The sequence below is a fragment of the Paenibacillus massiliensis subsp. panacisoli DSM 21345 genome, from assembly GCF_000426545.1.
Taxonomy (GTDB): Bacteria; Bacillota; Bacilli; order Paenibacillales; family Paenibacillaceae; genus Paenibacillus; species Paenibacillus panacisoli.
Window position 1 is genome coordinate 213,769 of record NZ_KE384534.1, and the last position, 13,402, is coordinate 227,170.

Below are 13,402 nucleotides of genomic sequence, written 5' to 3' on the forward strand. Positions count from 1 at the left end.
TTAATTTCCTCCTAGCTTGTTCGCACGCTCCGACTCTGTGGTCGAAGTCTCTGTCTCTAGTTGTTTATTATTGGGTTCAGCAGACAGTGGCTCGTAGCTTACCAGGCTCTCTGCGAATTCATCCCGTTGTGCTTTGAGAGCTTGAACTTCGTTTCTCAGTATCTTGATCTCCCGCTGCTGACGATATTGACGGAAGATCCCGAAGGAACCGACAATTAGTCCGCCTAGCAGGGTGCAGCCCAAAATGAGGAGGATCAGAGGAATGCTGACAACACTGAACAATAGATTAACCTGCACGGAATTCACGTTGATAACAGCAAAGACGGCTGTAATGAGTGCGATGAGCAGTGCTGCGATCAAGGACCATTGTAGTTTCATGTATGCACCTCCAGATGTGTTTGCCCTCATGAAAATCCCTTGTCCCGGGAGGACAAGGGATGAATTGATGACGTAGGTTATAGCTTAGGTGAGCTTTTCCATTTCTTCAATCAGGCTTTCGAATACACTCATAGCTTCCCGAATTGGTTTTGGCGAAGACATGTCTACGCCAGCCTTCTTGAGAATATTGATGGAGAAGTCACTTCCGCCACTCTTCAGGAAGCCAAGATAACGATCCACAGCGGGTTGGCCTTCCTCCAAAATTTGCTTGGAGAAGCTGGTGGCTGCCGAGAAGCCTGTAGCGTACTTATACACATAGAAGCTGTTATAGAAATGGGGGATGCGTGCCCATTCCATGGCAATGTCCTTATCGACAGTCATGCCATCGCCGTGATATTTCATGTTCAGCTCATAATAGATGTCCGACAACGCCTGTGGTGTCAGGGATTCACCCTGCTCAGCGCGCTCATGAATGATCTTCTCGAATTCGGCGAACATCGTCTGACGGAAGACCGTTGTACGGAACTGATCTGCATAGTAGGTTAGCAGATACATCTTCTGCTTCGGATCTGTCGCGTGCTTTAGTAGGTAATCCATCAGCAACGCCTCGTTCGTAGTAGAAGCTACCTCCGCGAGGAAGATGGTGTATTGTGCATCCCGATAAGGAAGTGCCTCATCTGAGAAATAGGAATGCAGCGCATGGCCCATTTCATGAGCAAGGGTGAACATACTGTTCAGATTGTCCTTGTGGTTCAACAGCACATAAGGATGTGTGCCATAGGCTCCCCAGCTGTATGCGCCGGTGCGTTTGTTCTCATTTTCGTAGACATCGATCCAGCGGTCGCTGTAGCCCTTCTTCAGTACATCCAGATATTCCTTGCCTAGCGGCTTCAATCCCTCTACCGTCATAGCTTTGGCTTCATCGAATGTAATGTCCCATTTGTATTCCTTCACAAGAGGAGCGAACAGGTCATACATATGAAGCTCATCTACTCCGAGCAGCTTCTTGCGCAGCTTCATGTAACGATGCAGCAAGGGCAGACTTTCGTGGATCGTATCTACCAGATTGGTGTAGACTTCCTTCGGAATGTTGTCACCATAGAGCGACATCTCCAGCACGGAAGGGTACTTGCGTACACGGGAATAGAAGATGTTCTTGTTCACGTTGGCGCTTAGCGAAGCGGCAATGGTGTTCTTGTTGCGAGCGTACGTATCATATACCGCTTTAAAGGCCCGTTCACGAACCTCACGGTTCGGGTTCTCCAGATATTGAATATAGCTTCCATGGGTCAATTCGACCTCGTTGCCATGCTCATCCTTGATGTTCGGGAACTTCAGATCGGCATTGTTCAGCATGCTGAAGATATTTTGCGGAGCCTGAGACAATGTACCGACCTGAGCGAGCAACGCTTCCTCGCTTTTGCTCAGTATATGAGCCTTCTCGCGCTTCATTTCCTGAAGGGTGAACCGATATGGAGCCAGCGTAGGATCAGCAATGTACTGATCAAGCTTCTCCTCTGGCTGGGCCAGAATTTCTGGTGTAACAAAGGACAAAGCCTCGCTAACTTCTACATTGAGCTTTTTGGCCTTTTGAGAGAGGGCCTGATATGTAGCTTCTGCAGTATCTTCATCATGATGAAGATGTGCATAGACGTAGACACGTTCCAGCTTGAAGGAGATGTCATCCTCCAGCTTGAAGCAATCCCGAATGACTTCGGCGTTGTCCAGCTTGCCCTGGAATTCCGAAGCTTTCTGCGCCAATTTCTTGATGTCCTGGAATTCCTGATCCCAGGCAGCTTGATCCGCGAAGAGGTCTTGCAGGTTCCAGGCATTCTCCGGTGATACTTCTGAACGCTTGATTGTTTTACTCATAGTGGACCTCCTTACCAAATTAAAAGATGACAGATCCGCCGCATCAACAGATACGGAGGATGTGAGCAGGCTTGCCGCCAGTAGTGCAATCAGAGCTTTGGGAGCATTCATTCAGGGACGGCCTCCTTGACCTAAGACTTAATCAGTCCTAGTATGGTCCGCCTCCTGAACAAATATATAAACTTTTCAGCCTAGGCTGTAACCCCCGTACATCAAACCGTATACAATAAGGAAAAAGGCAAAGGCAATCATGATGACAGAGGCAAGTGCCATCCATTTCTTCAGAGGAGCAGGAAGGCTGTCGCGCTTAAGAATCAACACAATTCCCAGAGTGAACGCCAGTATTATAAAAATAACCGAGCTGCTAGTATCCATGAAGCCCTATACCTGCTTGAAAGCGTTCATAATGCGCTCCCATTCTTCCTCATTACCCTGATAGGTTTCCTTGTCAAATCGCTGCTTAGCCCACTGCATCATCGCAGGACGACTCATGAAGGTATGGGCTTCCTCGCCCCAATCGTCCGAGATTTCCCTGAGCACAATATAACGACCCTGTACTTCCACTGTCATCATATTCCATTTGTCTTTTTTGTATATTTCATGTTTTTTCATCATTGGCAATTTCTCCATATGCTGTTTTGGTTCATAATACCGCAGACTGTAACGAAAAACAAATGAATTGAACACTAAAAGACTAATTGCATTGTTGAAATTCATGGAGTATAATATGGATATTCGCCATAGATGGCGATATTTTTAGGAGGTTGTTCACTTGAAAGGTACAGTTAAATGGTTCAACGCAGAAAAAGGCTACGGCTTCATTTCCACTGAAGGTGGCGAAGACGTATTCGTACACTTCTCCGCAATCCAAGGAGATGGCTTCAAGACTTTGGAAGAAGGTCAAGAAGTTGAGTTCGAAATCACTGAAGGTAACCGTGGTCCTCAAGCAGCTAACGTAACCAAATTGTAAGAATACTTCCGTGTATACGGATCTCTTATAAAAGGATTTGGCTGAATATGTGTATGAAAGCGCAGTTTCCCAATTGGGAGCTGTGCTTTTTTTGCGAAAATACAACCTACCTGCAAAGGAGCTGGTCGTCTTGTCCCTAGAAGCTAAAGGTAGCCCCGTGCTAACAGAGGGGCCTATCGCCAAAACACTTTTCTTTTTTTCACTCCCCATGCTCCTCGGAAATGTGCTTCAATCTCTCAACGGCACAATTAATTCCATCTGGGTGGGTAAATTTCTCGGAGAAGCAGCCCTGACAGCCGCCTCAAACGGGAATCTGATTATGTTTTTCCTCCTCAGCTCTATTTTTGGTGTCACCATGGCTGCAACGATTCTGATTGGTCAAAGCGTTGGAGCTCAGGATGCTGCAGGAGCGAAGCGAATCGTAGGTACGAGCACCGTTTTCTTCTTCGGCTTGTCTTTCATCGTGGGGCTTGCTGGTCTTCTTCTCTCTCCCACTATACTGGTTGCTTTGAACACTCCTGCTGAATCGCTAGAAATGGCAATCATCTACACACGAATTGTATTTATCGGAATTCCCTTCATGTTCGGCTATAACTACATCATGACTGTACTTCGCGGCTCGGGAGATTCAAAGACGCCATTTTATTTCTTGCTGCTCAGCGTAGCGTTGGATATTGCCTTGAATCCGTTACTGATCTTTGGATTTGGTCCGATCCCAGCCATGCACATTGCCGGTTCGGCACTTGCGATGGTCATTGCTCAATGTGTAAGTCTGGTATGTATTATCATCTATTTGTATAAAAAGAAGTACTTCCTGCGTATTACGGGCTCCGAGCTCTATCTGCTGAAGCCAGACTTCAGCATTATTTGGGTGCTTATACGCAAAGGGGTTCCCATGGGTCTGCAGATGATCGTGGTGACTTCAAGCGCAATCGCCCTCATGAATCTGGTCAATGGCTTTGGCGTGGAGGCGGCAGCGGCCTATACTGCTGCTAATAACCTGTCCAGCTATGTGCAGATGCCAGCGCTGGCTCTAGGGGCGGCAGTATCCTCGTTCGCAGCCCAGAATATCGGTGCAGGCAAGTGGGATCGAGTACGCCGGATGGCCTGGATTGGTATTTTATTTAATCTGCTGATGACAGGTGGTCTGGTGGCGTTAATCTACATTTTCAACAGACAAGCGCTGTTGATGTTTCTTCCATCCACAGGTGAGGCTGTAGACCTCGGCATAAGAATTAATGCCATTACACTGTGGAGCTTTGTTCTGTTCGGTATGATGAATGTATATACTGGCGTTGTGCGGGCCACTGGAGCAGTCATGATTCCGTTATTGATTACAGCCGTCTCGTTATGGGGCATTCGTATACCGCTGGCTTATTGGTTCATTGACGATTATGGATTGGATGCCGTCTGGTGGAGCTTCCCGGTTGCTTTCGTCATTTCACTAGCGGCTATTATCATCTATTATCGTTTGGGAAGCTGGAAGAACACGGGTGGAATGCTGCAGAAAATTGCTGAATAGAAATGAAAGCAGGACAAAAGTCTTGAAAAAAGTGAGATAGTTTATTTGTGCAAATAGGTCGCTCATATTATAATAAGAATGGTTTGGATAGGTATAATTTACGTAGACAAGTATGTGGAGGCCGTGATTTGAGTGATATTGAGCTAAGACAAATTCAAGCACCACGCGGACCGCTTGGTCTCATGAACCGGATGTACAGATATATTCTGCCGGAGACGAAGCGCGCGCTGGAGCATTGGCGTCAGTCAGCTAGTCAAATACCGGATCTTGAATTGAGAAGACAGGCGCTGGACAGTATTTCCGGTAAAGCGTTCCATTGCTATGGAGGTGCTGCTTATGCGGCAGCAAATCTGTCTGAGCACAGGACGCTGATTTCCTTAATTGTAGCGTATCAGACGATTAGTGATTATCTGGATAACTTGTGTGACCGAAGCACTTCTATGGACCCGGCAGATTTTAGGCTGCTTCATCAATCCATGCTGGATGCTGTAGATCCTGCAGCTACTCCCGTGAATTATTATGCCCTGCGTGAAGAGCAGGAAGACGGTGGATATTTGCGCAGTCTGGTACAGACTTGTCAAGCCTGCATCCGGACGTTGCCCGCATATGATGCTGCGAAGCCGTATGTTCAGGATTTGGCCAAGCTATACACGGATTTGCAGGTATACAAGCACATTCGCCCTGAACTCAGGGAGGAGGCACTCCTGACATGGTGGGAGGAGCATAAGCATCGTACACCAGAGCTGGCTTGGAATGAATTTGCTGCTGCCACAGGCTCTACCTTGGGAGTATTTATGCTGTTCCTGGCTGCAAGTGATAGTAGCTTGACTGGGCGGGTCGCTGCCTCAATACATGATTCGTACTTTCCCCACGTCTGCGGTCTGCATATATTGCTGGATTATCTAATTGATCAGAATGAAGACCGGATTGGCGGAGATCTGAACTTCTGCAACTATTATGAAGATACAGAAACGATGCTTGACCGGATTACATATATTGTGAATCGCGCGCGGGCGGATGTAACAACCGTCCCTGCAAGCTCCTTTCACCGGATGATCATCGAGGGATTGCTGGCATTATATTTATCTGACCCGAAAGTGAGCGAACAGCAGGATGTACGCCTTGCGTCACAAAGGCTGATGAAAAAAAGCCCGCTGATGCGCATCTTTTTTCTGGTGAATAGTCGTTGGATAAGAAAAAGGCATTTATGAGAGAATCCATTTTTAGTGAGTTGTGAAATTGACTTATGAGAATTATTAGGAGGAAATAATCATGACAGCAGTTAAGAAAATCGCAGTATTGACAAGTGGTGGAGACTCACAGGGGATGAACGCAGCTGTTCGTGCAGTCGTTCGCAGCGGTTTGTATTTCGGCCTTGAGGTGTACGGAATTCAGAGAGGCTACCACGGCCTGTTAAACAATGATATTTTTCCTATGGATTTGCGTAGTGTAGGGGACATTATCCAGCGCGGCGGAACTATCCTGCAATCAGCAAGATGCTTGGAGTTCAGAACACTTGAGGGTCAGCAAAAGGGTGCTCAGATCTTGCGTGATCACGGCATCGACGGATTGGTAGTCATCGGTGGAGACGGATCTTATCAAGGAGCGAACAAGCTCAGCCAACAAGGCATCAATACGATGGGTCTTCCGGGCACAATTGATAATGATATTTCCTTCACAGACTACACAATTGGCTTTGATACCGCGGTAAGCATCGTTGTGGATGCTGTGAACAAGCTTCGTGACACGATGTCCTCCCACGAGCGTTCCTCCATTGTAGAGGTTATGGGTCGTCATTGCGGGGATATTGCCCTTCATGCAGGTCTTGCTTCCGGTGCGGAGACCATTCTCGTTCCTGAGGTGGAATTCGACATGAATGATGTAGCCGAGCGCATGAGACAGAACTTTGCACACGGCAAGCGTCACAGTATTATTGTCGTAGCTGAAGGCGTAGGCAAGGGTGAAGATGTAGCTGCCGAGATTATGAAACGTTGTCCATCCTACGAGCCACGTGTTACGGTACTGGGTCACATTCAACGTGGCGGTACGCCAACTGCCTTTGACCGCAACCTTGCTAGCCGTCTTGGAGATTTCGCGGTGCGTCAGTTGATCGAAGGACAATCGGACAAGGCTTGTGGAATTATCAAGGGCGAACTGGTTGCGACAGATATTGATAAGGTTGTTAACACGAAGAAGGAATTCAACATGGACATGTACGAGCTGGCATTGCGTCTGTCCCAGTAATTTCCGAAATAATGCTTGGCTTGATACCCTAGGAGCACCTTCGAGATCTTACCCGTAATGAACGATCTATAAATGAAAAGCTCCCCTTGCAATCAACAGATCAACTTAGGATCTGCTGCTGCGAGGGGAGCTTTTTTTATCGTCAACTGATATTTAATCCGCCTGATTGGCTACCATGTCCATACGTTCGTATCTACGCTGAACGAGCATAAGACGAAGGAGCAAAGTGACTGCTCCAACAGCGAGTCCAGTAATCAAGCCCAGCCAGTAACCGAATGCACCAAGGCTGGTTAAGGTGGCGAATAGATATCCAGATGGAAGACCAATGACCCAGAAGGAAAGGAAGGTAAGGAAGAAGGCTGGCTTCACATCCTTAAATCCACGCAAAGCTCCCTGGGTTGGGGTAGCGATGGCATCCGAGAGCTGGAAGAAGATTGCGTATACTAGGAAATGCTGTATAAGTGCGATAACCTCCGTATCTCTGGAATACAGTCCGGCAACCTGTTCACTCCACAAGAGAAGGATTACAGCTGAAGCAATTGAGAAGGCGGCAGCCGAGCCAATACCAATCCTTCCATAGCTCTTCGCATCCTGGATTCGTCCGGCCCCGGCCTCGAAGCCGACAAGGATCGTCAATGCCATACATATGCTCAGTGGAACCATGTACAAGGTGGAAGCGAAGTTCAGTGCTGCCTGATGGGCTGCAATAGTAATCGTGCTAAAGTCACTCATTAAGAGCGTAACAGCCGCGAATACGGCGGTCTCAAAGAATATGGCAAAGCCCATAGGCATTCCGATGGACAGGAGCTCCTTCCATGCAGAGAACGAGAAGCCCTGCCAGCTCCGGAAAATACCGTATTCCGCGAAGCTACGATGACGATGTACGAGAATGAAGGACAGCAGGAAGCAGATCCAATAGGTGAAGGCTGTTGCTACCCCCGAGCCGATCCCGCCTAGCTGCGGGAACCCGAGCTTACCATAGATCAGAAGGTAGTTCAGTACAATATTGATCGGCAGGGAAGCTAGCGTGATCATCATCGTTATGCGTGTCTGTCCCAGAGCATCCATGAAGCTGCGTAGAACCGTATACCCGAAGAAAGGCACAATCCCGAAGGCGAGCGCGACCAAGTAATAGATAGCTACATAAGCAACGCGTTCCTCCAGGTCCATGGCTTGAATGATGGGCTCAAGTCCAAGGATACCCAGCAGCAATACAGCGATGGCGATTATGATGGAAAGCCACAACGCCTGGATGACATAGAAGGACACTCGATCCTTTCGCTGCTTGCCGATTAGCTGGGCGACGACTGGAGTTACAGCAAGAAGAATTCCACTTAGTCCTGTCTGAACAGGATTCCAGAGACTGACACCAACAGCGACACCCGCCAGATCAGCAGGAGAGAAGCGTCCAGACATATTGGTGTCAAAGAAGGTCATGAGCGAGAGTGAGATTTGGGTGACTAGAATAGGAGTTAAAATGTAAAGGAACTGCTTCCATTTTTGCATTGTAGTGTACGTACGTTCCATGTGCGAACCTCTTTTTCAATAATTTACTTTATGTAGTGTTTGTGATTGCTTGGATTTAAATGTAGTGTCAGCATATGCCCGACAAAAAAGCCCCGCAAGGGAGCTTTCTTGTGTAGAGCATGTATGAAATCAAAATATATGCGGAATAATTGCAAATTAATAATTGACGCCTTCTGTATAACGATTGGATGCGTTCCACAATAAATATTCATCAACGTTCATGTCCTTCATGGCACGAATCTGTTCCTCAACTTCCTTCTTCCCGTACTTGGTATAATGTCCCGACCCCAGCCAGCTAGCTGTGAAATCCTGAATCCAGGGACGTATGATCGGCTTCAGATCACCAGTAGGATCAAGCTTCTTGTGCGTATCCTCCATAGAACCCTTGATTACCTGATATGGCTTCTTGTCTGGGTCCTTGGCTCCGTACCAGCCTGTGGAGTAATGGCTTGGATATACCATTGGGGAGATGACATCGACATTCTCGGATATCTTGGTGAAATCCTGTCCTATGCCCTCAGCCGCTGGAACTGCTGCTGCATATCCGAAGATATCTACAGAGACTCTGACGCCCATAGGTGCAAGCTGCTGCCGGGCATACTGCACGAATTCAGCTACAGCATCTACACGGGACTGATCCTCGACCTTGGTATACTTGAGCTTGTCTGCCCGCTTCTCGAAGCCTTCAGGGAAGCGTACATAGTCAAACTGAATTTCTTTGAAGCCAAGCTTGGCAGCTTCCTTCGCGATCTCGATATTGTAATCCCATACTTCCTTATTATACGGATTCACGAAGCTGTCCCCACCGCCGTTCTTCCAAATGGATCCGTCCGGGTTAAGGAAGGACAGCTCAGGGTTCTTCTTGGCGAGGATCGTATCCTTGAACACCACGACCCGGGCAATCGGGTAGACATCATGCTTCTTCAAGCGTTCCATCAGCTTGGGCATATCTTTAATGAAGGGCTGGGGTTTACCCATGGCTGTCAGCTTGGGATTAGTGGTCGGATAAGTTATGTAGCCAGCGTCATCCTTAATATCAATAACCATGGCATTCAGCTCTGTAGAATCCAGCAGGTTCAGCAGCTTCGCCATACGTTCGCCTCCGGCGCTGTATGCTGTTACGTAGATGCCCTTGATCGGTGGGGTTCCTGGCTGCGGATCTACTTTGGCTGGTGGATTAGATGCATCCACAGGAGCATCCGTGCCCTGACTTTGAATGACAGCCCTGTTCATCGTAGTCTGCAAGGTGGATTTCAATGAAGTATCCGTGCTCCCACCGCTGTCCGTACTGCCCATGCTCATTGCGAGGGCTAAAATGGCCAAAAAGATATTCATATATTTGTCTCTCCCTTTGTGCGGTCTGTGACCTGAGGCCTGATCTCTGAACTGTATTATACTAAAGCCGCCCGCTTCAAAATCAACATGTTTGTAACCACTGCAGCTAACCAGTCCAGTGCGAGAATCACATCAACAGATCGTAAAAGGTCTATTAACCGAGCTGCGGAAGCTGCAAACATGATGGACATAAATAATGCCGCTACCGTCCAAGAGCTGATCCTGGCTGGTAGCGGCATATTGGGCATCAGAGGCCATTAATGCAGAAAGCTGGGGTTCTGATGCTCACAAATGCTGTACTGAATAATTTCAAGCGCATCTTGGGCTTCCAGAATTCCAATACCGTCTCTTAGCACAATTCTGGAGTTGAGCTCATTCTGTTTCAAAAACGGCAGCATTTCAGGAAACCATTTCAACACGATGTCAGACAGTTTTACCGTTTCCATTTCCACAAAAATCACCCTTTCCTGTTCTGGCTCGGAATCATTCATATGAATCATTCAGGCGAATCGGAAAAGCCAAGACACTGTGAAAAAGCGGGTAAAGCTGGTCTTCGGGAGGAGCGCGCACCCTTAGTGTACCACAAAATAAATTACCCGTGCAGCGGACATATGAATTATCTTCTGTTAAATGCGCCCATGACCCCAACGGTCTCCACAATATTGACAAAAGCAGCTGGATCGCTTTCCTTAATGATGCGCTTCAGCTCTGCCAGTTCATAGCGGGTTGTTACCGTCATCAGCATATCCTTTTCCTTATGGGAGAAGGCACCTTCAATCTTGATCTTGCTAACCCCGCGTGGGAGCAGCAGCAAGCGTGCGAGGACTTCCTCTGTACGCTCTGTAATGATGAACAGCGTAATCTTGGTATGGCTCACGTGGATAACATCCACGACTTTGCCCGTGACGTAGATGGAAATCATGGACATTAGGGCTATGTTCCAGTCTGCATTGAGATAGCCTGCTGCTAGAATGACGAGACCATTCATGGCTACGAGGACAGTTCCCACTGGGAAATCACGATAACGCGTCACGATGGAGCCGAGAATATCGAACCCGCCAGAGGAGCCGCCCGCTCTGAAGGAGATCCCTACACCAATACCTACCAGCACGCCTCCGACTACAGAGGCCAGCAGTGTTTCGGTTACCAGTGATTTTTGTGGAATAAGCGTAAGCAGCCAGGTCGTGGCCACAACGGACAGCATGCTTTGTCCAATGAATCGCTTGCCGAGCAAGAACCACCCGGCTATGAGAATTGGAATGTTCAGGACAAAGTACATGATACTGATATCAAATTTGGAGAAATATCCAATCAGCATGGATACGCCGGATACGCCGCCACTTAATAATTGATGGGGGATTAGAAATAAATTAAAGCCACTTGCAATGGCAGCAGCTCCTAAAATAACAGTTAAACTATTCCAAAACATCCTTACCAACTGATTTTCACCTCATTATGAAATTTGCGAAAGCTTCCTTGCTGGTGTTTTTCATTTGTTGTGTGCTATAATACTGCGTGGATATTCTTGAGTAGAAGCGGGTTTAACTTTAACATCTCAAATTTAAAATGGTTACTTGAGCTTTTCAAGCGTAGTTTTTGATTCATCCGATCAAGTCATCCCATCCCTGGCTAGCAACTGTTGGCAACCATCCGGAGGATGAACATCTTGATATCTGACGCTGATTGTGGGGAAACTATACAATATTACGCTACTTAAGAATACAGACAAGACCGTGGATTGTCCACCATATCCGCGATAAACGAAGGAGTTTGAATACATTTGACAACATTTGCAGAGTTTAATCTAGAACCGAAGGTAATCCAGGCGATTACTGAGCTGGGATTTGAAGAGGCTACCCCGATTCAGTCCAAATCTATTCCAATTGCATTGTCTGGAAGCGACATGATTGGCCAAGCACAGACAGGTACAGGAAAGACTGCTGCCTTCGGCATTCCGCTGATCAGCAAAATTTCCAAGACGGACGAGAAGATCCGTGCTCTGATCATGGCTCCGACACGCGAGCTTGCTATTCAGGTAGCAGAAGAAATTGAGAAATTGTCCCGCTTCAAGGGATTGCGCACATTGCCGATCTACGGTGGACAGGACATTGTTCGCCAAATCCGCGCTTTGAAAAGAAAGCCTCAGATCATTATCGGTACCCCAGGCCGTCTTCTCGATCACATTAACCGCAAGACTATCAAGCTGGATGACGTAAACACCGTCGTATTGGATGAAGCGGATGAAATGCTGGACATGGGCTTCATGGAAGACATCCAATCCATTCTTAAGCAAGTGCCAGAAGACCGTCAGACGATGCTTTTCTCGGCTACCATGCCTCCTAACATTCAAAAGCTGGCACAGCAGTTCCTTAAAAATCCAGAGCATGTCTCTGTAATTCCTAAGCAAGTAAGTGCTCCATTGATTGATCAAGCTTACATCGAAGTTCCTGAGCGTCAAAAATTCGAAGCGCTGAGCCGACTGCTGGACATGGAATCACCTGAACTGGCTATCGTATTCGGACGTACGAAGCGTCGTGTTGACGAATTGGCTGAAGCTCTCCAAAAGCGTGGATATTCTGCGGACGGACTTCATGGTGATCTTTCCCAAAATCAACGTGATACCGTAATGCGTAAATTCCGTGACGGCAGCATTGATGTACTGGTAGCTACAGACGTAGCGGCACGTGGTCTCGACGTATCCGGCGTGACACACGTTGTGAACTTTGACCTGCCACAAGATCCTGAGAGCTATGTGCACCGTATTGGTCGTACAGGCCGTGCTGGTAAAGAAGGAGCAGCTTGGTCCTTCGTAACACCACGTGAAATTGACCATCTGCACTTCATTGAGCGTGTAACAAGACACCGTATTCCACGTAAGCCACTGCCTACTTTGGCTGAAGCGATCGAGGGCAAACAGCGCATCACAGCAGAGCGTCTGCTGGAAGTAGTAGAAGCAGGCGAACTGAATGAATACAAAGGTCTGGCGATCCAAATGCTGGAGCAATATGATTCTGTACAATTGCTCTCCGCAGCGATCAAGTTGCTTACAGGTGAGAAGAGAGATGCAAATATTGAGCTGACTCCAGAAGATCCAATTCGTGCAAAGCGTCGCAAGTTCGATGTTCGTTCTGGCGGTCGCAAGCCGTCCAACTTCGGTAGCGGACGTGGCGGATACAACAGCCGTGATGGACGTAGTGGTGGTAGCGGCGGCAACGGTGGCAACCGTGGTGGCTACAATCGCGATAATCGTAGTAGTAGCGGCGGTAGTGGCGGAAGCTACAACCGTGATAACCGCGGGGACCGCAGACCGCGTCCGAGCAGCAGCTCTGACACGCGCCGTGCCCCAAGACGTGAAGATTCTTCTTTTGAATAATAGCCACCTGCATATGTAGGGATTCAGCAGCCGAAGTGAGCAAAATCACTTCGGCTGTTGTTATCCTGTCAGTGAATTTTCTTTCGTGTCTCGATTGTGAAGATTATAACGATGAACTGGCGTAATAGGGTCATAGTAGGTTATGATGAGGGAGAAGGTTTAGGCTTGAAGCGGATATAAA

General features: G+C 47.8%; 13 protein-coding genes. 5 read left to right on the forward strand and 8 right to left on the reverse strand.

What is annotated here, in order from left to right; all coding sequences use genetic code 11:
- The 4 genes from K331_RS30335 to K331_RS0123455 form a co-directional block, all read right to left on the reverse strand.
- Entirely contained in the window at nt 1-378 is a 378-nt protein-coding gene (locus K331_RS30335) for a LapA family protein (protein WP_028592150.1), read from the reverse strand.
- An 84-nt stretch (nt 379-462) separates the two neighbouring features.
- A complete protein-coding gene (gene pepF / locus K331_RS0123445; RefSeq protein WP_028592151.1) occupies nt 463-2,250 on the reverse strand; it encodes an oligoendopeptidase F in 1,788 nt (595 codons plus the stop codon).
- 186 nt (nt 2,251-2,436) lie between these two features.
- Nucleotides 2,437-2,625 carry a hypothetical protein gene (locus tag K331_RS0123450; protein WP_018885925.1) on the reverse strand — a complete coding sequence of 63 codons (189 nt, stop codon included), beginning with the start codon at nt 2,623-2,625 and terminating at the stop codon, nt 2,437-2,439.
- A gap of 6 nt (nt 2,626-2,631) precedes the next feature.
- Nucleotides 2,632-2,865, reverse strand: a complete 234-nt coding sequence (locus K331_RS0123455) for a hypothetical protein (protein WP_028592152.1) — start codon at nt 2,863-2,865, stop codon at nt 2,632-2,634.
- Nucleotides 2,866-3,022: 157 nt separating this feature from the next.
- Between K331_RS0123455 and K331_RS0123460 the strand changes: the two genes are divergently transcribed.
- From K331_RS0123460 to pfkA, 4 genes are all read left to right on the forward strand, one after another.
- Nucleotides 3,023-3,220, forward strand: coding sequence for a cold shock domain-containing protein (locus tag K331_RS0123460; protein ID WP_018885923.1), 198 nt, complete (start codon nt 3,023-3,025; stop codon nt 3,218-3,220).
- Nucleotides 3,221-3,350: 130 nt separating this feature from the next.
- The gene (locus K331_RS30340; RefSeq protein ID WP_036635674.1) at nt 3,351-4,742 is read left to right on the forward strand and encodes an MATE family efflux transporter; all 1,392 of its coding nucleotides are present in this window, start codon (nt 3,351-3,353) and stop codon (nt 4,740-4,742) included.
- Nucleotides 4,743-4,924: 182 nt separating this feature from the next.
- Nucleotides 4,925-5,953, forward strand: a complete 1,029-nt coding sequence (locus tag K331_RS0123470; protein ID WP_404821522.1) for a tetraprenyl-beta-curcumene synthase family protein — start codon at nt 4,925-4,927, stop codon at nt 5,951-5,953.
- A gap of 61 nt (nt 5,954-6,014) precedes the next feature.
- A complete protein-coding gene (gene pfkA, locus K331_RS0123475; protein ID WP_018885920.1) occupies nt 6,015-6,986 on the forward strand; it encodes a 6-phosphofructokinase in 972 nt (323 codons plus the stop codon).
- Between the two features lie 153 nt (nt 6,987-7,139).
- On the opposite strand, the gene K331_RS0123480 is transcribed toward pfkA, so the two are convergent.
- The 4 genes from K331_RS0123480 to K331_RS0123500 all read right to left on the reverse strand — a co-directional run bounded on the left by K331_RS0123480 (nt 7,140) and on the right by K331_RS0123500 (nt 11,277).
- Nucleotides 7,140-8,513, reverse strand: a complete 1,374-nt coding sequence (locus K331_RS0123480; protein WP_028592154.1) for an MATE family efflux transporter — start codon at nt 8,511-8,513, stop codon at nt 7,140-7,142.
- Nucleotides 8,514-8,669: 156 nt separating this feature from the next.
- Nucleotides 8,670-9,809, reverse strand: a complete 1,140-nt coding sequence (locus K331_RS0123485; RefSeq protein WP_404821523.1) for a putative glycoside hydrolase — start codon at nt 9,807-9,809, stop codon at nt 8,670-8,672.
- Between the two features lie 296 nt (nt 9,810-10,105).
- Nucleotides 10,106-10,339 carry a hypothetical protein gene (locus K331_RS0123495; RefSeq protein ID WP_208115186.1) on the reverse strand — a complete coding sequence of 78 codons (234 nt, stop codon included), beginning with the start codon at nt 10,337-10,339 and terminating at the stop codon, nt 10,106-10,108.
- Between the two features lie 125 nt (nt 10,340-10,464).
- On the reverse strand, nt 10,465-11,277 hold the full coding sequence (locus K331_RS0123500) for a YitT family protein (RefSeq protein ID WP_156897717.1): 813 nt from the start codon (nt 11,275-11,277) through the stop codon (nt 10,465-10,467).
- Between the two features lie 351 nt (nt 11,278-11,628).
- Here K331_RS0123500 and K331_RS0123505 point away from each other — a divergent pair, with 351 nt between their 5' ends.
- Complete coding sequence (locus K331_RS0123505) at nt 11,629-13,221, forward strand: DEAD/DEAH box helicase (protein ID WP_028592158.1); 1,593 nt, start codon at nt 11,629-11,631, stop codon at nt 13,219-13,221.
- Nucleotides 13,222-13,402 lie beyond the last annotated feature (181 nt).